This window comes from Alcaligenes sp. GW821-FHT11D07 (genome assembly GCF_058808495.1).
The window spans coordinates 933,480-955,590 of the sequence record NZ_JBXART010000001.1 but is presented as its reverse complement, the minus strand read 5'-3'; the positions used below and the strand labels follow the sequence as shown (position 1 = coordinate 955,590).

19 protein-coding genes are annotated in these 22,111 nt (G+C 54.1%); 5 read left to right on the top strand and 14 right to left on the bottom strand.

Annotated features, from left to right (window positions below):
* Positions 1-3: 3 nt before the first annotated feature.
* From fabZ to rpsB, 12 genes are all read right to left on the bottom strand, one after another.
* A complete protein-coding gene (fabZ, locus tag AC1RSM_RS04365; RefSeq protein WP_492929827.1) occupies positions 4-459 on the bottom strand; it encodes a 3-hydroxyacyl-ACP dehydratase FabZ in 456 nt (151 codons plus the stop codon).
* Between the two features lie 13 nt (positions 460-472).
* On the bottom strand, positions 473-1,600 hold the full coding sequence (gene lpxD / locus AC1RSM_RS04360; protein ID WP_492929825.1) for a UDP-3-O-(3-hydroxymyristoyl)glucosamine N-acyltransferase: 1,128 nt from the start codon (positions 1,598-1,600) through the stop codon (positions 473-475).
* A gap of 6 nt (positions 1,601-1,606) precedes the next feature.
* Positions 1,607-2,161 (bottom strand): OmpH/Skp family outer membrane protein, encoded by a 555-nt coding sequence (locus AC1RSM_RS04355; protein ID WP_189390600.1) that lies wholly within the window; start codon positions 2,159-2,161, stop codon positions 1,607-1,609.
* Positions 2,162-2,222: 61 nt separating this feature from the next.
* Positions 2,223-4,565 (bottom strand): outer membrane protein assembly factor BamA, encoded by a 2,343-nt coding sequence (gene bamA / locus AC1RSM_RS04350; RefSeq protein WP_492929823.1) that lies wholly within the window; start codon positions 4,563-4,565, stop codon positions 2,223-2,225.
* Positions 4,566-4,617: 52 nt separating this feature from the next.
* Positions 4,618-5,940, bottom strand: coding sequence for an RIP metalloprotease RseP (gene rseP, locus AC1RSM_RS04345; protein ID WP_492929821.1), 1,323 nt, complete (start codon positions 5,938-5,940; stop codon positions 4,618-4,620).
* An 11-nt stretch (positions 5,941-5,951) separates the two neighbouring features.
* Positions 5,952-7,154, bottom strand: coding sequence for a 1-deoxy-D-xylulose-5-phosphate reductoisomerase (locus tag AC1RSM_RS04340; protein ID WP_492929819.1), 1,203 nt, complete (start codon positions 7,152-7,154; stop codon positions 5,952-5,954).
* A 40-nt stretch (positions 7,155-7,194) separates the two neighbouring features.
* Positions 7,195-8,049, bottom strand: a complete 855-nt coding sequence (locus tag AC1RSM_RS04335) for a phosphatidate cytidylyltransferase (protein ID WP_492929817.1) — start codon at positions 8,047-8,049, stop codon at positions 7,195-7,197.
* A 13-nt stretch (positions 8,050-8,062) separates the two neighbouring features.
* On the bottom strand, positions 8,063-8,827 hold the full coding sequence (gene uppS / locus AC1RSM_RS04330; RefSeq protein WP_492931451.1) for a polyprenyl diphosphate synthase: 765 nt from the start codon (positions 8,825-8,827) through the stop codon (positions 8,063-8,065).
* 25 nt (positions 8,828-8,852) lie between these two features.
* Positions 8,853-9,413: a ribosome recycling factor gene (gene frr / locus AC1RSM_RS04325; RefSeq protein WP_492929815.1), complete on the bottom strand. Its 561-nt coding sequence runs from the start codon at positions 9,411-9,413 to the stop codon at positions 8,853-8,855.
* Positions 9,414-9,432: 19 nt separating this feature from the next.
* The gene (gene pyrH, locus AC1RSM_RS04320) at positions 9,433-10,149 is read right to left on the bottom strand and encodes a UMP kinase (RefSeq protein WP_094196819.1); all 717 of its coding nucleotides are present in this window, start codon (positions 10,147-10,149) and stop codon (positions 9,433-9,435) included.
* A 93-nt stretch (positions 10,150-10,242) separates the two neighbouring features.
* Positions 10,243-11,121, bottom strand: a complete 879-nt coding sequence (tsf, locus tag AC1RSM_RS04315) for a translation elongation factor Ts (protein WP_492929813.1) — start codon at positions 11,119-11,121, stop codon at positions 10,243-10,245.
* 111 nt (positions 11,122-11,232) lie between these two features.
* The gene (gene rpsB / locus AC1RSM_RS04310; protein ID WP_492929811.1) at positions 11,233-11,982 is read right to left on the bottom strand and encodes a 30S ribosomal protein S2; all 750 of its coding nucleotides are present in this window, start codon (positions 11,980-11,982) and stop codon (positions 11,233-11,235) included.
* A gap of 511 nt (positions 11,983-12,493) precedes the next feature.
* Here rpsB and map point away from each other — a divergent pair.
* From map to AC1RSM_RS04285, 5 genes are all read left to right on the top strand, one after another.
* Entirely contained in the window at positions 12,494-13,294 is an 801-nt protein-coding gene (gene map / locus AC1RSM_RS04305) for a type I methionyl aminopeptidase (RefSeq protein WP_492929809.1), read from the top strand.
* 3 nt (positions 13,295-13,297) lie between these two features.
* Positions 13,298-15,886: a [protein-PII] uridylyltransferase gene (locus tag AC1RSM_RS04300; protein WP_492929807.1), complete on the top strand. Its 2,589-nt coding sequence runs from the start codon at positions 13,298-13,300 to the stop codon at positions 15,884-15,886.
* A 139-nt stretch (positions 15,887-16,025) separates the two neighbouring features.
* Positions 16,026-16,820 (top strand): DUF3472 domain-containing protein, encoded by a 795-nt coding sequence (locus AC1RSM_RS04295; RefSeq protein ID WP_492929805.1) that lies wholly within the window; start codon positions 16,026-16,028, stop codon positions 16,818-16,820.
* 1,038 nt (positions 16,821-17,858) lie between these two features.
* The gene (locus AC1RSM_RS04290) at positions 17,859-18,572 is read left to right on the top strand and encodes a MarC family protein (RefSeq protein ID WP_492929803.1); all 714 of its coding nucleotides are present in this window, start codon (positions 17,859-17,861) and stop codon (positions 18,570-18,572) included.
* 4 nt (positions 18,573-18,576) lie between these two features.
* Positions 18,577-19,077 carry a disulfide bond formation protein B gene (locus AC1RSM_RS04285; RefSeq protein ID WP_492929801.1) on the top strand — a complete coding sequence of 167 codons (501 nt, stop codon included), beginning with the start codon at positions 18,577-18,579 and terminating at the stop codon, positions 19,075-19,077.
* A gap of 66 nt (positions 19,078-19,143) precedes the next feature.
* Here AC1RSM_RS04285 and AC1RSM_RS04280 read toward each other — a convergent pair whose 3' ends face one another.
* A complete protein-coding gene (locus AC1RSM_RS04280) occupies positions 19,144-20,346 on the bottom strand; it encodes a serine hydrolase domain-containing protein (protein WP_492929799.1) in 1,203 nt (400 codons plus the stop codon).
* Between the two features lie 260 nt (positions 20,347-20,606).
* Entirely contained in the window at positions 20,607-22,091 is a 1,485-nt protein-coding gene (gene purF, locus AC1RSM_RS04275) for an amidophosphoribosyltransferase (RefSeq protein ID WP_492929797.1), read from the bottom strand.
* Positions 22,092-22,111 lie beyond the last annotated feature (20 nt).

The following is a 22,111-nucleotide window of genomic DNA, read 5'->3' as shown; positions in this document are numbered from 1 at the left end:
AAATTATTCTTCCAGTTGACGGATAGCGCACATCAGCTTGGCTTCGGCAACCACCTGGCCATCGACCAGAGCGCGCCCTGTGTACTTGCACAATGCCCGGCTAATGCGGTCTGCTTCCACTTCCAGGCGCAGCTGATCACCCGGTATAACGGGTTTGCGAAAGCGCGCACCGTCCACACCCACCAGGTAATAGGCCAACTTGTTGTCAACCTTGGCGTACGGGTCTTCGGGATCGGTAAAAGAAAACAAAGCGGCTGCCTGAGCCATGGCTTCAATGATCAAAACCCCAGGCATAACCGGATGGTGCGGAAAGTGGCCGGTAAAAAAGGGTTCGTTCATCGACACGTTTTTAATGGCAACAATGCTCTTCCCAGGCACCATTTCCAAGACGCGATCAACCAGCAACATCGGGTAGCGATGGGGAAGGCGATCCATAATTTGTCGAATGTCGAGTTCCATTGTCCTGTCCTGCTTATTTTTGTTTATTGGTATGTTCAGATGATTCGTTTGTCTGCTGACGCTCCAAGGAGCGCAGACGACGACGCAAACCGCTCAGTTGTCCCAGCACGGCAGCATTTTTCTGCCAGTCCTGGTGTCCTGCAAAGGGATAAACCCCCGTATAACGTCCGGGCTGTCCGATATTGGAGGTCACGGCGGTACCGCCTGACACATGCACATCGTCCGCCAAGACCAGATGGCCCGAGAGCATGGCAGCGCCCGCAATCGTACAACGCGCCCCGATCTGGGTAGAGCCGGCAACCCCCACACAAGCGGCCATCGCCGTGTGTTCGCCGACCTGCACGTTATGCCCGATCATGATCTGGTTATCCAGCTTGACGCCATTACCCAGCACGGTGTCGTCCAGCGCGCCACGGTCAACCGTGGTGTTGGCGCCGATTTCCACATCATCCCCGATTCGTACTTGCCCGATCTGCGCAATTTTGGCCCAGGCCCCCTGCCCTTTAACAGGATCTGGAGCAAAGCCAAAGCCGTCGGCACCCAGCACCACGCCCGAATGCAAAATGGCGCGATCGCCAATATGCACCTGGTGATAAAGGGTGACGCGGGCATGCAGCAAGCAGTCCTGACCCAAGGTCGAACCTGCGCCAATCACGCAATGCGCGCCCAGGCGTGTACCTTGGCCCAGCGTAACCCCGGCTTCCACCACACAAAAGGGCCCAACCGACACCCCTGCACCCAACTGGGCGCTGGGATCAATCACGGCCGTAGGGTGAATCCCCTGGGGCAAGTCTGCCATGCGGACCTGATCAAAACGCTGCGCCAAAAGCGCATACATCAAATAAGGCTGGGAGCACAAAACCGGAATGAACGAGGGTGTCGCGGTCAGCTCTTCATAAACTTGCGGGGTCAGAATAACGACCGCCGCTGAAGTCTGCTCCAGCAGCTCCTGCATCTTGGGATTGGACAGAAAGCTGATTTCCTCTGGGCCTGCAGAAAGCAAAGAGCCTAGGCCCCGAATCCGGGGCATAGGCTCTTGTTGAATGCCTTCAGGCAGCTTGCAATCCAGTCCGGTCTTGTTGATGGCGTCTATGAGTTCAGACAGCGATACAGCCTGCTCAGCGTTCAGCAATACCGGCATAGTGCATCAACCGCCCAGTGCTTTCAGGACTTCCTCGGTGATGTCCACTCGTGGGCTGACCGTCACGGCGTCCTGAATGATCAGGTCGTAACCTTGGGAATCAGCAATACGCTTGATGGCGGCATCAGCCTGCTCAACAATCGCCGAGAATTCTTCGTTGCGACGACGGTTGAAGTCTTCCTGGAATTCGCGGCGCTTGCGCTGCAAATCGGAGTCCAGATCAGCCAGTTGACGCTGACGCTTCACACGGTCGGACTCAGACAGCACAGGAGCGTCCTTGTCGAACTTCTGAGCTTGCGAACGCAGGTTGTTAGCCAGGCGCTCCAGCTCTTCGTCGCGGCGCTTGAATTCTGCTTCGATCTTGGTCTGGGCAGCTTTGGCCGGTTTGGAATCACGCAAGATGCGCTCTGTGCTGACAAAACCAATTTTGGTCTGTGCCTGAACCACAGGTGCAGCGGTCATGGCGCCAACACCCAGCGCGGCAGCCAGAACGAGCGCTTTATTGCCACGCGACAAGCTACGGGCGATGTTTGTAAGTTTTAATGCGATGTTTGACTTCATGAAAAATCTACCTTGCTAATTAGGCTGCAGAATAGTGCAATTGTGCCACTAAACACGAACATCAGAAAGCGGTACCAATCTGGAACTGGAAGGCCTGCTTGTCGTCACCCTCTTTGGCGCGCAGAGCACGGCCGTAGGACAACTGCAAGGGGCCCAGCGGGGATTCCCAGGACAGGCCCAGACCAGCAGCGTATTTCCAGCCGCATGGATCTTCCGACAGGCGGTCAGGTCGGCCCATGGCACAACCACCGCTGGTGTTGTCCACCTTGCCGGCATCGGCAAAGACAAACCAGCGCAACGTACGGTCACGCGTTGCACCCGGGAATGGCAGGTACAACTGAGCGTTGGCAATCATACGACGCGAACCACCCAGATAGTCACCCGTCAAGGTATCGCGGCCACCCAGGGAAGCCCCTTCGTAGCCACGCACCGAACCGATACCACCTGCGTAGACGTTCTTGATTACCGGGAAGGTCTTGCCGCCGATGCTACGACCGTAGTCAATGGCACCGTTCAGTGCCAGAGTGTAGGCCCGGCCCAGCGGGATGTAATGCTGGTGACTGGCGCGCAGCATGTAGTAGCGCAGATCCACGGTACCCATATCTGCCGACAAGCTGGTCAAGCTACCCTTGTTGGGAGCAATCGCGCTGTCACGGGTGTCTTTGGACCAGCCCAGATTAAAGATGAAGGTGTTCGTGCCTTCACCGTACTCGCTCACGTAATCCTGATAGGCACGTGGGGTGTATTGCGGGCTCAGACGAGAGAGCTTGTTGTGCTCAAAGTTCACACCCATGAATACACGATCGTATTCCGAGATAGGAACACCAAAGTTCAGACCCGTACCAATGGCGGTATTCTGGTAATCACCCCAACCGTCATCCGAGCGGTAAGGCGTAGTACGACGGTAGTAAATCGAGGTGGTTTTGCTGATCCCGTCACCCGTCCAGAAAGGATTGGTGTGGCTGATCACCGCAGCACGGTTCACTTTACTGGTATTGACCTGCAAGGACAGGCTGTTGCCGCTACCGAAAATATTGTCCTGGCTGATACCCGCCGACAGCATCAGCTTGTCGGTGGAGCCGTAACCAATACCCAGGTTCACCAGGCCAGTTGGCTTTTCTTTCACTTCCACGTTCACGTCCACCTGGTCAGGCGAACCGGCAACGGGTTTGGTGTTCACGTCCACTTCGTTGAAATAGCCCAGGCGGTCGATACGGTCACGGGAGAACTTGATGGCCTCCGAGTCGTACCACGCTGCTTCTTGCTGGCGCATTTCACGACGTACCACTTCATCTCGGGTACGGACGTTGCCACCCACTTCAATGCGGCGAACATATACACGGCGACCGGGATCAACATAGAACGTCAGGTCAGCAGTGTGATTTTCACGATCCAGCACCGGGTTAGGGTTGGCATTGGCAAAGGCGTAGCCCAAGCCACCCAGGTAGTCCGTAATAGCTTTAACCGTGCCGCTCGTCTTATCCGAGGAGAACACATCGCCTTCTTTTTGCTGGACCAGCGGTTGAATCTTGTCTTCCAGACCCAGCAGGTCACCGGCCAGTTTCACGCTGCTCAGCTTATAAGGCTGGCCTTCGTGTACGGTCAAAGTGACAAAAATGTCTTTACGGTCTGGTGAAATCGAGACTTGGGGTGGCTCGGCCGAGTACTCCAGGAAACCGCGATTCAGGTAAAAGGAGCGGATGCGCTCCATATCGCCTTCCAGCTTTTCGCGAGAGTATTTATCGGTACCGGTGTACCAGGTCATCATGCCCGAAGTGGTCAATTCCATCTGATCCAGCAATTGGCTCTGCGAGAAGGCTTCGCTACCTACAATGCGAATTTCCTTGATCTTGGCCAAACCACCTTCAAAGATGTCAAAGCTCACACCCACGCGGTTGCGCGGCAAAGGCGTGATGATAGGCGTGATTTCCACACCGTACTTGCCCTTGGACAGGTATTGCTGTTTCAGCTCGAATTCGGCACGTTCCAGCATGGAACGGTCAAAAACCCGACCTTCTCCAAAGCCTACCTGAGACAAGGAATTGGTAATATTTTTCGCATCGAACTCACGCATGCCGTTAAACGACACGGAGGCAATGGTTGGGCGTTCTTTGACATTGACGATCAGCACATTGGTGCCGGTGTCGATTTGCACGTCGCTGAAAAAGCCCGTGGCATACAGACGCTGAATCGCATCAGCGGCTTGCTCTTCCGAGAAGGACTCTCCAACCTTGACAGGCAAAGACGCGAACACGGCGCCGGGATCGACCCGCTGGATACCGTTGACTTGAATATCGCGCACGACAAACGGTGCAAATGCATTCGCCAAGGCGGGAGCAAGCAGACTTGCCACCAATATGGGCAGAACACGCAACGCAAAAGTAGGTTTCCGGCTAAACGACATCCTGGACAATCCTTGGTCGGTCAAATGGTTGGAAATTGTATGCCACCCGCCCTCAACTGAAAAGACGGGTGATGTCATTAAAAAAAGCAATGCTCATCAGCGCGGCCAGCAACGCCAGGCCCAGGCGCTGACCGACAAGCATCATACGCTCGGAAGCCGGCTTGCCGCGCACGGCTTCGATGGCATAGTACAGTAGATGCCCCCCGTCCAGCATAGGAACGGGTAATAAATTCAGTAAACCAATGCTAATACTGATCAAGGCCAAGAAATTCAGATACGCGATGATACCAATTCGAGCTGTCTGACCAGCATAATCCGCAATAGTAACCGGGCCGCTGACATTACGTACAGAGACTTCCCCGGTAATCATGCGTCCAATCATCTTCAGCGAGAACCAGAAAGTCTGTCCAGTACGGGTAAAACCTCGCTGTACACTTTCAATGGGACCATAACGCACCAGCGTCATGGGAATATCCGCTGCCACCTGCGCACCGATCCGGCCTTGGCCGTCATTATCCCCTTTCGGGGTAATCAGCAGGCGTTGAATTTCACCTGCGCGCAGCACGTCTAATTCCACCGTGCGGTCCGCGGATTGTTGCACCTTTTGGACAAACTGAGTAATCCCCGGCTCGACCAGATCATCCAGTCTAAGGATGACATCCTTTTCTTGCAGGCCCGCTTGCTCAGCAGCGGTACCTTCAAACACTTCCTGGACGATAGAGCGCGATGGGCGCAACGACAAGCCGGCCACGGCCATCAAGTCTTTACCATCGGGCAACACTTCGCCGGCAGGCAGATTCAAATAGCGATCATGCTCCTGACCCAAGGCATCCCGCACGCCGACCTTCAGTTCGCCACCCGAAGAGAGCGCATCCATAAAGGCCCAACGCGCCTGCAACCAGGAATCTACTTCTTTACCATCGACCGAGACCAAACGGTCCCCTGCTTGAAAGCCAGCTTGTGCAGCGGGAGTATGGTCCGGAACCGGTCCGATCTGTGCGATAGGCTCCTGGGTGCCCAACAGCCCCACCAGGGCGTAAATCACGACGGCCAAAATCAGGTTGGCCATAGGACCAGCCAGCACGATAGCGGCGCGCTGACTGAGCGGTTTGCAATTAAACGACTCTGAAACCTGTGCAGGCGTAGCGTGGGCGGGTGGATCGTTTTGCATCGCCACGTAACCACCCAAAGGCAAGGCAGAAACAGCCCACTCGGTGCCATTCTTGTCAAAACGGCGATATAGAACCTTGCCAAATCCGACGGAAAAACGCTCTACCCGGACACCGCAACGGCGTGCAACCCAGTAGTGGCCAAGTTCGTGAAAAGTCACGAGCACGCCCAGGGCTACTAAAAAAGCCAGAACGGTGAAAAGCATGTTAATTCCTGTTAAGTGCGCTCAGATAAACGACAATAATCCAGCGCCAGCGAACGAGTTTCGCTATCGAGCTCCAATACGCCATCCAGTGCATCCAGAGGCAAACTGGCTCGGCCATTGAGCTTGTCCAGACAGTGTTCAATCACAGCCGGGATCTGAGTATAGCGAATCTGTCTTTCCAAGAACCGGTCTACCGCAATTTCATTCGCGGCATTCAAGGTAACGCAGGCGGCCTGACTGCTGCGCAAGGCGTCATAAGCCAGCCGCAAACAGGGAAACCGCAAGAAATCAGGCTGTTCAAAATCCAAACGTCCCATCGTAGCCAGATCCAGCAAGCCCAGGCCACTGTAGAGGCGCTCCGGAAAGCCTAGACCATAGGCGATGGCGGTACGCATATCCGGCTGCCCCAGTTGGGCCATGACCGAACCGTCTATGTACTCCACCATAGAATGGATGACGCTCTGAGGATGCACCACCACATCAATCTGATCCACAGGTACGGAGAACAACCAGTGGGCCTCGATCACCTCCAAACCCTTATTGAGCATGGTGGCTGAATCCACGGAAATCTTGCGGCCCATACTCCAGTTCGGGTGAGCACACGCCTGCTCCGGCGTGACCGCTTCCAGTTCGGACAACTGGCGTGAACGAAATGGACCGCCCGACGCCGTGACCAGCAAGCGTCGCAAGCCGGCAACAGGCTGACCAGGCTCTGCAGGCAATTCGCCCGCCAGACATTGGTAGATCGCACTATGTTCGGAGTCGATAGGCAAAAGCTGCGCTCCGCCCTCCTGAACGGCCTGCATGAAGATGCTGCCAGCTGCAACCAGGGCTTCTTTATTGGCTAGCAATACACGCTTGCCGGCACGAGCCGCCGCCAAAGCGGAAGGCAATCCGGCTGCACCAATAATCGCAGCCATAACCGTGGTCACTTCCGGAGCTGCTGCCGTGTCGGCCAAGGCCTGGGCGCCGACTCGAATCTCGGGCAAGCTACCACCCTGCCAGGCCGCCAAAAAGCGACTGCGAGCCGCCTCATCCGGCACCAATACCACGCGGGCGGAACTGTCACGAGCTTGCTGGGCCAGCAACTCCATACGACTGTGCCCGCTCAAGGCATATACCGCCATCCGCTCTGGATGACGAGCAATCACATCCAGTGTGCTGACACCAATAGAGCCGGTCGCTCCTAACACACATACATGCTGGAAACTCATAAGTCTTTCCTTGACGCTAAGGCTTGAAATCCAGGCGGGATTAAAAGAGCCACGCACCGCTTAACAGCAAAGCCACGGGCGCAACGGGCAACAAGGCGTCGATACGGTCATACACCCCACCGTGGCCGGGCAATAGTTGACTGGAATCTTTCACGGCTGCACGGCGTTTAAGCAAGGACTCAAACAGATCGCCCACAATGGACAGAGCGGCCAAGACCACGCCCAGCGCGGCTGTCGCTACCCAACCCCAGCGTTGCAGCACATCGGCCGCAAAACTGCCGGGCCAATTCGCACTGGCCAGCATCCACAGCGCCGCTGCTGCCATGCCGCCGACTGCACCCGCCCAAGTCTTGCCGGGGCTGACACGCGGTGCCAGCTTGGCCTTACCAAAGGCACGGCCAGCGAAGTACGCCGCAATATCCGCCACCCAAATCAGGACCAGCAAAGAGAGCACATAGACAATGCCCTGATCATGAAGGAATAGATACAAGCTTGCCCAGGCAACCAAGGGTGCCAATACACCCATCACACTGAGCAAAACACCTTGGGCACGCTGCGTAGCCTGTCCTTGCAGAACGAGGCTGGTCGCACCGACCACCCACAGTGCGGCCATTAGCGGCACCAGAGCGCGATAGACCAGATCTGCGGCCTGCCCTTGAGGGCCCGTGTGATACCAGTAGACGCTTAGCCAGACCATCAAGGCGCCATTGAGCAAAGCCAAGGGCCACGCCCAGCGCTGCTGGCCTTCAGACAAGCTAAGACGCTCCCATTCCCAGCAAGCCAAGGTACTCATCAAAACGAAAATAGCCAGCAATGGCCAGCGCACCGGGGCAATCATGGCCGCGCCCAAAATGACCAACAGGACCAGGGCGGTGATGACTCGTTGTTTCAACATAGATAAGGCTCCGTCAAGGCGCGGGAGTGCCCTGCACTTGGGCACTGGTGCGCCCAAAGCGCCGCTCGCGCCCACGATACCATTCGAAGGCCTGCTCCAGCTGTGCCCGGTCAAAATCCGGCCAATACACATCGGTGAAATACAGCTCGGTGTAGGCCATTTGCCAGATCAGGAAATTGGAAATACGGCGCTCGCCGCCCGTGCGAATGAATAAATCCGGCTCGGGGGCATACGACATCGCCAAATAGGGACTGAACGAGGCCTCATCCAGCTGTTCGGGATGCTCGGCCAAGTGGGGATTGGCAAGCAGGGCTTTTTGAGTTGCCTGCAAGATATCCCAACGACCGCCGTAATTGGCGGCAATCGTCAAATGCAAGGTGTCGTTATCGCGGGTTTGTTCTTCTGCATCGGCAATCAAGCCGCGCAACTCTTCGCTGAAAGCGGACAGCTCGCCAATGATATGAAGTCGGACGCCGTTTTTTTTCAGTGTTGCCACTTCTTTTTGCAGCATCTTGACAAACAGCCCCATCAACAGCGAGACCTCTTCAGGAGGCCGCCGCCAGTTTTCGGAGCTGAAAGCGAATAATGTCAGGTAACGCACGCCGAGCTCGCCACAGGCCTCGACAATGCGCCGGACGGTCTGCACACCACGCAAGTGACCTGCCGTGCGTGGCAACAGACGACGGGTAGCCCATCGTCCATTGCCGTCCATGACAATCGCCAGGTGGCCAGGAACCTGACCGTGTTCCGGAATAGTTTGGGTAGAACTGAAAGAAATCACCTAGCCACCTGTGCAAAAGCCGTTAGACCGTCATGATCTCGGCTTCTTTCTGGGCGATCAGCTTATCGACCTCGGCCACGTACCTGTCGGTCAGCTTCTGGACTTCATCCTGGGCGCGACGCTCGTCGTCCTCGGAGATTTCCTTGTCCTTGACTTGCTTTTTGAGCGTGTCATTGGCGTCACGACGCAGGTTGCGGATAGCGACTTTGGCATCTTCGCCTTCGCCACGCACCACTTTGGCCAAATCGCGGCGACGCTCTTCGGTCAAAGCAGGCATGGGCACGCGAATGCTCTCGCCCATGGAGATGGGGTTCAGGCCCAGTTCGTTATCGCGAATGGCTTTTTCAATGGGGCCAGCCATATGCTTTTCCCATACCTGTACATTCAAGGTGCGGGCGTCAACCACCGTGATATTAGCCACTTGGCTAACAGGCACCATGGAACCGTAGTATTCGACCTGAACATGATCCAGCAAGCCTGCCGTAGCGCGGCCAGTACGAATCTTGGCCAGGCCCGTCTTGAGAGACTCCAGGGACTTGCCCATACGGTTATCGGTCGATGCTTTAATCTCGGAAAGACTCATGGACTAAATTCCTATAACTTTAAACGTGAACCAGGGTGCCCTCGTCCTCGCCACAAACCGCACGCGTCAAGGCGCCGGGCTTGTTGATCGAAAACACCTTAATCGGCAGTTTCTGATCGCGACACAGCGCAAAAGCCGTGGCGTCCATCACTTCCAGACGACGCACAATGGCCTCGTCAAAGCTGATGCGCGAATAACGAGTCGCACCGGGATCCTTATTAGGATCGGCACTGTAGATGCCGTCAACTTTGGTGGCTTTCAGTACGATTTCCGCCCCCACTTCAGCGCCGCGCAAAGCTGCTGCCGTATCAGTGGTGAAAAACGGGTTGCCTGTACCGGCCGCAAAAATAACAACTTTGTTTTCTTCCAGGTAACGCAGTGCCTTGGGACGAATGTAGGGCTCTACGACCTGTTCAATGTTCAGAGCAGATTGCACGCGGGCATCCAGGCCACGGTGCTTTAAGGCATCTTGCAAAGCCAGCGCGTTCATGACGGTAGCCATCATGCCCATGTAGTCGGCTGTTGCGCGATCCATGCCCTGGGCACCGGGTGCGATGCCGCGAAAGATATTGCCCCCGCCAATCACGATAGCCAGCTGTACCCCCAACTGGGCAACTTGGGCGATCTCCTCCGTCATGCGAATGATTGTGCTGCGATTAATACCGAACGAGTCCTCGCCCATCAGCGCTTCGCCGGAGAGCTTTAACAGGACACGTTTGTAAAGAGGGGTAGTCATGGGTGGGATTCCAAGTGACGAAGACAGAAGAGAGTGTAAAGCAGCAGGGCAGGCACCGCCACTACGGTGCCTGCCCTGAAAAAACAAGCTAGATTAAGCTTGGCCGGCAGCAGCAGCTACCTCAGCAGCGAAATCTTCAACACGCTTTTCAATGCCTTCACCCACTACATACAGGGTAAAGCCAGCGATCGATGCTTTTTTCTCGTCCAGCATTTGCTGCACGCTTTGCTTGTCGTTCTTGACGAAAGGCTGGCTCAGCAGAGTCACTTCTTTCAGGAACTTGGCAACAGCACCGTCAACCATTTTGGTCACGATGTCAGCAGGTTTGCCCGACTCAGCTGCTTTCTGAGCAGCCACGGAGCGCTCGGCTTCGATTTCAGCAGCGTCAACGCCCGAACCGTCCAATGCTTTGGGACGAGTTGCAGCGATGTGCATGGCCAGATCTTTACCCACTTCTTCGTCGCCGCCGGCAAAGTCAACCAATACGCCGATCTTGCCACCGTGAACGTAGCTGGCCAGTTGGCCGGCTGTTTCGTAACGCTGGAAGCGACGAATCGAGATGTTCTCACCAATTTTGCCAACCAGAGCAGCGCGCACAGTTTCGACATTGCTGTCGGCCAGTGGCAGCTCAGCCAAAGCGGCCAGGTCTGCAGGGTTGCTCTTGGCGACCAACTCGGCAACGTTGTTCAAAAAGCCGATGAAGTCATCGTTCTTGGCAACAAAGTCGGTTTCGCAGTTCACTTCAACCACGGAGCCAGTCTTGCCATCTTCAGCGATGTAGACTGCCACCAGACCTTCAGCGGTAACGCGGGTGGCGGCTTTGCTTGCCTTGCTGCCCAGCTTCACGCGCAAGATTTCTTCAGCACGTGCCATGTCGCCGTCGGCTTCAGTCAGTGCTTTTTTGCATTCCATCATGGGCGCGTCGGTTTTCTCGCGCAATTCTTTAACCATCGATGCGGTGATTTGAGCCACGGTTTTCTCCAATTCTGTAGAACATGCCCCGGCAAGCCGGGGCGATACGAAAGGCAAATATAGCTATCTGCCATGACAACTTATCGTGTCAGGCAGACAGCTAAGTGCCTCTTACTCCTGAGCGTCAGCCTGAACTTCGACGAACTCTTCGTCAGCGGCGATTTCTTCAACCAGACCGTTCAGGTTCTGTTCGCGGCCAGCCAACACAGCATCAGCCATGCCACGAGCGTACAGAGCGATTGCCTTGGCCGAGTCATCGTTACCAGGAATCACGTAGTCCAGACCTTCTGGGGAGTGGTTAGTATCAACCACAGCCACAACAGGAATACCCAGGGTGCGGGCTTCAGCCACAGCAATCTTGTGGTAGCCAACGTCGATCACGAACAGTGCGTCAGGCAGGTTGTTCATGTCTTTGATGCCGCCGATAGCCTTGTTCAGCTTGTCCAGTTCGCGCTCGAACATCAGGGCTTCTTTCTTGCTCATGGTTTCCAGACGGCCTTCAGCCATCTGACCTTCCATTTCTTTCAGACGCTTGATGGAGGTTTTGACCGTCTTGAAGTTGGTCATCATGCCACCCAGCCAACGGCTGTCAACGAAAGGCATACCGCAACGCTCAGCTTCAGCAGCGACCAGTTCGCGAGCAGCACGCTTGGTGCCAACGAACAGAACATTGCCGCCGCGAGCAGCCAGTTGACGCACGAACTTGGTTGCTTCGTCGTACTGAACGACGGTTTTTTCCAAGTTGATGATGTGGATGTTGTTACGTTGACCGAAGATGAACGGAGCCATCTTAGGGTTCCAGTAACGGGTTTGGTGGCCAAAGTGCACACCAGCTTCCAGCATTTCACGCATTAAAGACATAAAGTTCTCCAAGGGTTTGGTCTTGTAACTACCCGGTATCCGGTAAGGGCCGCAGCGCATGCTGCATTCCAGACACCCCGAGACGGGCAGTCACGCGATTTACTACTCACTACATTTGAAACGTCGCCCACCATGGACAGACGCCTTCACAACAACGGGCTCGCGCATCAGGGCAGATAAATCCGCCTTGACCACCCAAGCCTGATACTTTTCTGGCCACACCGTGCATACAGCCTTAAGCCGGCAGGTGTATCCTAGAGGATTGGAAAGCGTCAGCATTATCCAGCAAAGCCTGGATTTGCTGACCTTCTTTATTCGATGTGATTTTTCTGCAAATGCGCATGGACAAAAACACATGCTGTCCTTGCACCGCTGTTTCAACGCTGTTTTTACTCAGCGGCCGGTGCATCCAGCGGGTGCACCCCAAAGGCCAAACCAGGCCCGTGCAAGACTGCAAAATTCACAAAAGCCTATAATTCTACTATTTTTCAATAGACCTGTTCAAGTTGCTATGAGTATTCTCGTCACAGACCCCACTGATCTCGATAAAATGCGCGCCGCTTGCCAGACGGCAGCCTCCATCCTGGACTACCTGACTCCTTTTGTGAAAGCAGGTGTTACAACCGGCGAATTGGACCGTTTGTGCAAGGAGCGCATTGCTGAGCTTGGGGTCAAGTCAGCTACGGTAGGCTACGCGCCCCCCGGCTACCCGCCCTTTCCAGGCTCTATTTGCACCTCCGTCAACCACGTTATCTGTCACGGCATCCCAGGCGATAAAGTGTTGAAAAATGGCGACATTCTGAATATGGACGTCACGATTATTCAAGATGGCTGGTTCGGTGACACCAGTCGCATGTACTACGTGGGCGAACCCAGCATCCTGGGGCGCCGCCTGGCAGAGACCACATACGAGTGCATGTGGCTGGGTATTGATCAAGTCAAACCCGGCGCCACCTTGGGTGATGTCGGCCACGCCATTCAGCAACACGCGGAAAAACAGGGCTTTTCTGTGGTTCGCGAGTACTGCGGTCACGGTGTAGGCCAGAAATTCCACCAAGACCCCCAGGTTTTGCACTACGGCAAGCCAGGAACCGGCGTCAAACTGGAAAAAGGCATGATCTTCACGATTGAGCCCATGATCAACGCCGGCCGCCGTGAACTGCGCACCCTGGCGGACCAATGGACCGTGGTAACACGCGACCATAGCCTGTCGGCGCAGTGGGAGCACGCTGTGCTGGTCACCGACACCGGCTACGAAGTTTTGACGGTTTCCCCAGGCATGCCTGCTCCACCGGCCTTCATCAAGGCGTAAACCATGTCTTTCCTGGCCCAGCTTCGCGACAGAATAGCTTGCCGCCGGGCACAGGTTTACGAGCGTTTCCGGCAGGACTTGCATTGTGATCGACTGCTGAAAAGCCTGTGTCAGATTTGCGATCAAGGCCTGCGAGAACTCCTGGACCGCTACCCCCTGCCCCACCAGGCCAGCCTGGCTGCGCTGGGCGGTTATGGTCGTGGCGAGCTCTATCCGCACTCGGATGTGGATTTGCTGATTCTCTTGCAGCGTGAGCCCAATGCTCAGGACATTGACCGCATTCAAGCCTTGGTCGCAGCGCTGTGGGATATCGGCCTGGCCCCAAGCCACAACGTAGCCACGGCTGCTCAGTGCCTGGAGCAAGCCAGCCAAGACATCACCATAGAGACTGCCTTGCTGGAAAGCCGCTGGCTGGCCGGTTCGCGGCTGCTTTTGCGCCATGCTCAACAGCAGCTACAAAGCCAGATGGACCCTCAGGCTTTCTTTCTGGCCAAACAAGCGGAGCAACAGCAGCGCCACGCCCGCCTGCAAGACACGCCCTATTCACTGGAACCTAACTGTAAAGAGTCCCCCGGCGCCTTGCGGGACTTGCAAGTCCTGCTCTGGATGGCTCGGGCAGCTGGGCTGGGACGCACTTGGGTCGATGTGGGGCAATCCGAGCTTTTGACCCAGTCCGAACTGAAAGCGTTGCAACGAGTCGAAGAGGCCTTCAAGCGCTTGCGCATTGAACTGCACCTGCTGACAGGCCGCGCTGAAGACAGGCTACTTTTTGATCTACAGCCCCGTCTGGCTGAAATCTACGGTTTCCAACCCACGGCCACCCGCCGCGCCAGTGAATTGCTGATGCAACGCTATTATTGGGCAGCCAAGATTGTCAGCCAGCTGAATCTGATCTTGATGCGCAGCATTGAAGAGGACTTGTTCCCGCAAACCGATCAAGAACCTCAGATCCTGGACGACCATTTCCAGATTCATCACGGCCAGCTGGAATTGCGCCAAGCCGACGGCTTCGAGCAAGACCCGTCCCTAATTTTTGTGGCCATGCTGCACTTGCAGCAGCAGTCCAATCTGCGCGGCTTGAAAGCCGACACCTTGCGTGCTTTATGGCACGCACGACGTTTGATTGATGCCAAGTTTCGAGCCGAGCCACGCAATCGACGTCTTTTTCTGGAAATACTGCAGCAGAACAAGGGGATTGTACATACCTTGAGGCTTATGAATCTGCTCAATCTCCTGCCGCGCTATTTGCCTGTTTTCAGGCGCATAGTGGGTCAGATGCAGCACGATTTATTCCACGCCTACACCGTGGATGAGCACACACTTAAAGTCATCCGCAATCTGCGCCGCTTCACCATGGCCGAGCATAGCGAAGAGCTCTCTATGGCCAACCAGCTGATGAGCGGATTTGACCGCCATTGGCTGCTGTACATCGCCGCGCTGTTCCATGACATTGCCAAGGGACGAGGGGGTAATCATTCGGAGCTGGGTGCTCAAGACGCCCTGGCCTTTTGCCAGGACCACGGTCTGATGCCCATAGACGCGGAGTTGGTGGTGTTTCTGGTCAGAGAGCACCTGACCATGTCCCAAGTGGCGCAAAAGCGCGACCTGAGCGATCCCCATGTCATCTTCCAGTTCCTGCAGACCGTTGGTACCGAGCGCCGCCTGACTGCCCTTTATCTGTTAACGGTAGCCGACATACGCGCCACTAGCCCCACCGTCTGGAACTCCTGGAAGGGTAAGCTGCTGGAAGACCTATATAACTTGACCTTGGCCGCCTTAGGCCGCCAGGCCAAAGACGGGGTATCCGTACTGGACCAGCGCAAACGCGATGCAGCCGGCGAAATCCGTCTGGCCGGACTGCTGGACGAAGCCCGTGAAGACTTCTGGCAATGGCTGGACAAGCCCTATTTCCTGCGCCATGACGCCAGTGAAATTGCTTGGCACACCATTCAGCTCTACCACCAGTCCCAGAGCCTGACACCTATTGTTCGTATTCGTCCTGCGGGCCAGACTGATGCCTTGCAAGTGCTGGTCTACACCAAAGACGCCAGCGGCCTGTTTTTACGGATTTGCCGCTACTTTGACAGCCAAGCCGTGAGCATTCAGGATGCCCGCATCTACACCACTCGCCATGGCTGGGCGCTGGACAGCTTTATCGTCATGCTGCCTGCCTACGACCATGCCTTGCGACGCGACCCTTTGCTCATTGAAACCGAGCTATGCCAGGCGCTGGAACAAGACCTTCCCCCTTTCGAGTACAGCCACAAACACTACCGCGATGTGCGCTCGCGCCGAGCACGCGTCTTTCCTATTCAGCCCACCGTCGATTTACGTCCCGATGACAAGGGTCAAGACTGGATTTTGACGCTTAGTGCTACAGACCGGCGTGGTTTGTTGTACAGCCTTGCCCAAGTGTTCGAGCATCACGATGTACGGCTGCGCTCGGCCAAAGTCATGACCCTGGGCGATCGTGTTGAAGACGTCTTTATCCTCAGTGGTGCCGCCCTGGAACAAAACCGTAATCAATTGCGCCTGGAGCGCGATATACGTTTAGCCCTCTCTCAACAAGCCAGTAGCTCGACATCCAGCTAAGTTTCTGAAACGTTAAAATTACTTCCACTTACATCATTGTATTTTTTAAAGCCCATATTCGAACAATATACTCAAACGTAGCGCAGGCTGATCCTCTAAAGTTCGAAAATCTCCACCCTATCATCTTCAGAGAAGTCATATGCTATCGTTAAAAAACATGGCAGTCTTGGCAATTTTCCTAGCGGCCACACCGACCTCTTATGCGGGTTTCTCCGACACTCAATGGGCAGTTCATATAACTAACTTTACGGGATCATTTCCCGCTAAGCCCAAAGAGGGTTTCAAGAACTTGAGTTTCTCCATCAGCGTCTTGTCTGGCCCCTTAACAGAGAAGTTTTATTATTCACAATATATCAACTTCAATTCACCCACGTCTGACAACGAAGCTTATTATTACGGAATTCAGCCGGCAGGTAATGGCCAGACACTGATCATATTTTCCTATTTTGGCAAGGGAGGGCGTGCAATCGATATCGATCATTGCTCCTCAGGCGCTGATGGCGGTAATGGAATAACATGCAACACCGTTAAGATACCCTTCGCCCTAGGTAATACATACGATTTCCTGGCGGTTCTCACAGAAGAGACTGCAAGCGAAAATCTATGGGAGGGCTACGTTACAGATGCTGCCACTCAAGAGAAGGTGAAGATCGGAGCTTGGGCAACGCCGAAAACGCTAGGGTATCTGTCTGGTTCGAATATCGGCTTTATAGAAGACTACACCGGCATTAAAAATTGCGCCGAGATTCCGGCAACCTCAGCGTATTTCAGTGCGGGAACCTCCCAGCTGGACGCCAACACGATTGCAACAAGCGTCGTCAACAAAGCCTATAAAGTTGGCGTTTGCGCGCATTCTGTTAATTTCTCTTCTTTCATCGATGAACGCGCTGGCATTTCAATCATTCAAAATGACGGGGAAGATAATGACCCTTGAGGGTTTAGGTACAGAGCAATTCTGAGAAAGGCATGGTTACTTAACCCTCCCTTCTCTTTATGAATACCACTTTATTTTTACTCCTTTAAACTTTGTTTTATTTAATTATTAAATATAAGACAATTTTTATTTTATAAGCAATACTTTTAAATAAACAAATTTAAAATTTTTATCCTTTTTCCTTATAATTTATTTATCCACTCAGAAATAAATATCTACAGACTAGGATTCCCTCAAACCTTCCTTGGTATGCCGATTACTTTAGCACCAAAAGCAAAAACCAATTTAATTTTCAAGATAAATCGGCAGTTTATAGTGACAATGATGTTTTTCTTCTTTCATCACTGCATAACTTGTCGCCGTTATCTGACCTACTGACTTCACGATGCGCGAATCTGACGGTTCAGATGCCAAACACCGCTTCTAGTCCTTGTTTTTTACCGCCGACTCCCCTGTCGACAAAGCATCATGCTCTAGAGCAACATCGATCAAGTCATCACGCGCATGCACTGAAAGTCTGTCTCAAACTGCCCCAGGTTGACGAGAATGAAAGAACGGTGCTTCTTGCCTAGCTTCAAGATGCCAGTCGTATCAACGGGAGAAAGTCATGCAGGGGGGTGCATCGCATAGCAGGGGTTTGTTTGGTGGGTAAGGGCGAGCCCTCATCTTTCCGCCACACCTTCAGTACAGCAGTGAACGGCTTACTTCTGCGCGTAGTCCGGCAAAAAAATGTGGACTTTTTCCCCAGCAGAGTACTGCCCCTTGAGCTTTACAAGAGTATTTTCGGGTCATTTTTCAGCAAGGGTTTCTGATGTTCCAGTCTTCTATGCCCTCTCCATCCCCCAGTTGATAAAATGGACCAGAAACTCTCCTTGATCAAAGGCTCAAATTTGTCCCAGAAGCACCGACCTCAGACACCTATAGCGCGAGACTACCTGCGCCAAAGCTCCCCTAACACGCTCTGATCAATCGAATGGCCCCCAATCGTAGGTTAATCTTACGATTCCATTATTTACATCAACCAATCACCCCGTCGTAATGGAAATCTCCTCCGTACTCGCTGATGTCAGCCGCAGCTTCCTGTTTGCATTGGCGACCCTCTTGCCCATGCTTAACCCCCCGGCGGCCGCTCCCATCTTTCTGACCCTGACCGAAGGGGCCAGCGTGCCCGACCGCGCCCGGCTTGCCAAGAAAGTCTCCATCAATATTTTCATCATGCTGGCCGTGGCTATGGTCGCGGGCAATATTGTGCTGAATTTCTTTGGCATTTCCCTGCCCATTATTCGTATCGGCGGGGGCTTGCTGGTGATCGGCACAGCCTGGCGACTGATCAATGCGTCTGACTTTGATGCAGCCCATGCGCAAAACATGGCCGAATCCTATTCATGGGAGCAAATCCGCTCCAAAGCCTTTTACCCGCTGACCTTCCCCATGCTGTGTGGCCCCGGTTCGCTCTCTGCGGCACTGACAGTGGGTGCCACACTGCATGACAACTCGGTGGCCGGCACCATGAGCAAACTAGCCGGCGCCCTGCCCGCTATTGCGGCCGCCAGCTTCATTGTGTTTCTGGCCTTACGTTTTGCTTCGCAATTTCTGTACAAGCTGGGTAAAAATGGCACGGCTGTCGTGATGCGCCTGTCAGCCTTCATTTTGCTCTGTCTGGGCGTACAAATTACCTGGGCCGGTTTTCATGAACTTTTCCTGGGTTTGCTGCACGAAGCTTCTACCTTTTACTCTTTGAGCGCTTCCTGATACCATGGCCGCCACATTTCGCCAGTCTGCTGTGCCCTACTACTTAATCGCCCTGCTGTCTTTTTTAGCAGTGGGTTTTGCTTTGATTTCCCAGCATTTTTTCAGCATTCCGCCCTGCGCCTGGTGTGTGCTGCAGCGCCTGATCTTTCTGGTGCTGGGGGCCTTTAGCCTGATTGCTGGTGTATTGCGTCAGCTGGGCTATCAACGCAGTTCGATACTGGCCAATCTGCTGGGGCTGGCTACGGCTGTAGGCGGTATCGTGGCGGCTTGGTATCAAGTGTCAGTGGCACAGCACTTGTTTAGCTGTGACCAAACCTTTGCGGACCGCTTCATCACCCAATCGGGTCTGGAAAGCGGCCTGCCTTGGTTGTTTGGCATTTATGCTTCCTGCATGGACGCCCGCCAGCCCTTGTTCGGGATTGAATACGCCTACTGGAGCCTGGGCCTGTTCATCATTCTGGGCCTCGGTCTGCTGCTGACGCTATTCAAGCGCCGCGGCGCTTGATCCCATCCTGACATACCCACATCAAGCCCTGCTCCGTGCAGGGCTTTTTTGCGTGAACGGAAGTAGTCAGCCGGGTATCAAACCCAGATCGGTATATACGGCATCGCGCACTTGATCTGGAAAAGCGCCAAACAAGCCTTCAGGCGCCGTATTGCTCATACTGACAATAATCACGTCATTCTGTGGATCAAACATCCACTTCTGGCCAAACGCTCCAACCCATTGCAGGCTGCCTGCGGCTAGCGGCATATTTGCGTCGGGTTCTTGCCGGGAAATAGCGGCGCCATAGGTGTAACCCCAGTTATGCCACATGCACTTGCTGGAGTACGGCACCTGATCGCTTAGCACGGCCTGGCGGTAGGGTTGGGACAGCAAATCACCGCTACGCAGCGCCAGCAAGATACGCATCAAATCCGGCCCTGAACCTAGCAAAGAAGCTCCTGCATACACGGGGACCTGCGGATGAGACATACATTTCTCGTCAAAACGCAGTGTTCCTATGCCCAAATCCAGAAGGCGATCAACGCGGGTCAAATTCTGTACACCACTTTGATAATGGGCGGCTATCTGAAAATCCTCACGCCCATAAAACGAGCAATGCCTAAGCCCTAAAGGCCGATTCATCGTCTCTTCCAACAGCGCTGGCAGACTGCGTCCCGTAGCCACCTGCAAGGCTTGCCCCACTACATCCACGCCTAGGGAATATCGCCAAGCCGTCCCCGGCGCAAAGCGCAAGGGTACTGAGCATAGTCGTCTGAAGTTTTCTTCCCAGCTCAGATCCGCCTGATCAATGCCATCACTGATTTGGGCTTGCGCGTACACACTCTCTTCGCCGTCAATAAAGCGGTAACTCAGCCCAGAGGTATGTGTGAGCAGTTGATGAATAGAGATGGGCGGACAACTCCCCTCAAAGGAAGGCCCAAAATGGGGTAGGTAACGGGTAATTCTATCTTTCAAGGACAAATACCCTTGCTCCACCAAGCGCAAAGCCATCAAAGAACTAATGGTTTTGCTAAGAGAACCCAATCTAAATACCGTGTCATCCTGCATTGGCAGAGCCTGCTCTTTATCCGCCCAGCCGCCCGCAAAGCTGGCTAGGATCTGTCCTTTATGAGCGACCAGTACCACCATACCCATTATTTGGCTGCGATCTAAAGCCTGTTCAAGCACTTGGTGCAAGGTGGGCAAATAGACAGAGGAATAAGTAGGGGCCAGACTGGCTTCAAGCGTCGCCTGAGCAGACTGCGTAGTATCGATTAGTTCTTTCATCTTTGTTTCCAGATGGAATGAGCTTGAATGCCCATGATTTATCGAAAGAAGCAAAGAAAAAATATAAGTTAATTCCCCCCCTAAACCCTAAATAAATAATGGAATATAAAACTATCAAACCTTTGAAAACAATGTCTTTATTTTATGAAATAGGCTAATAATTAAAGCATCAATAAATAGATCTAGAATAAAAATATCATAGAAATAAAAAAACCCGCTATAAAAGCGGGTTTTTAATCAAGCTAGACTAAGCAGATTTATCAATCCGTCACGTCCGGCACATCGCGGCCATTTTTACGACCTTCTGACAGCAGATTCAGATAAGCCTCGTCCACATCGCCCGTTACGTATTCACCGCTAAAGCAGGAAGACTCAAAACCAGCAAAGCGTGGATTTAAATCGCTCAAGGATTTTTCCAGATCGCTCAGATCTTGGTAAACCAGACCATCCACACCAATTTCCTTGGCGACCTGATCCACATCCCGGCCGGTTGCGATCAGCTCGGACACGGTGGGCATATCGATGCCGTATACGTTCGGAAAGCGCACTGGCGGCGCAGCGGAGGCAAAAAACACTTTATTCGCGCCAGCGGCACGAGCCATGTCCACAATCTGTCGGCTGGTTGTACCACGCACAATGGAGTCATCCACCAGCAGCACATTCTTGCCACGGAACTCCATAGGAATGGCGCTCAGCTTCTGGCGCACCGACTTCTGGCGCACTTCCTGGCCTGGCATGATGAAGGTGCGGCCAATATAGCGATTCTTGATGAAGCCTTCGCGGTAATCCAGGTTCAGATGCGCTGCCAGCTGCATGGCCGAGGGACGAGCCGAGTCCGGAATCGGCATCACCACATCAATGTCCGCCAGACGCAGGTTCTTGGCCACGTTTTCTGCCAGATACTCCCCCATCAGCAGGCGAGCATCGTAGACAGATACTCCATCCACGGTGGAATCCGGACGGGCAAAGTAGACGTATTCAAAGACACAGGGGTTCAAACGTGGATTTTCAGCGCACTGACGGCTGCTCAGATTGCCGTCCAAATCCACGATGATGGCCTCACCAGGCTCTACGTCGCGGATCAACTCAAAACCGCAACCCGTCAGGGCGACAGACTCAGAAGCGATCATCCACTCTTCGCCCTTGTCGGTCACATTGCGACCAATACACAAAGGACGGATGCCATTGGGGTCACGGAAAGCAACCAGACCAAAATCAGCAATCTGTGACACCACGGCGTATGCGCCACGGGCACGGCGATGAACGGCCGAAACCGCTTCGAACACCTCATCCTGGGATAGCTCGGGGCCAGTGGCAGCACGTTGCAGTTCGTGAGCGTACACGTTCAGCAGCACTTCGGAATCCGAATTGGTGTTGATATGGCGTCGATCAATGGTGAACAACTCTTCACGCAGCTGACGCCAGTTAGTCAGATTGCCATTGTGCACAAAGGTGATGCCAAAGGGAGCATTCACGTAAAAAGGCTGTGCCTCGGCAACGTTCTCGCTGGAGCCTGCCGTTGGGTAGCGCACGTGGCCAATACCGCTATTACCCGGCAAGGACCGCATATTGCGGGTGCGGAACACGTCCCGCACCAAGCCAAAGGCTTTGTGCATGCTAAAGAACTGATCTTCCCAAGTTGCCAGCCCCGCCGCATCCTGCCCGCGATGCTGCAGCAAGAGCAAACTGTCATAGATCAACTGATTTACAGGGCTGCGCGCAACAACCCCTACAACTCCACACATGATTGGTTCCCGTTAGTGTG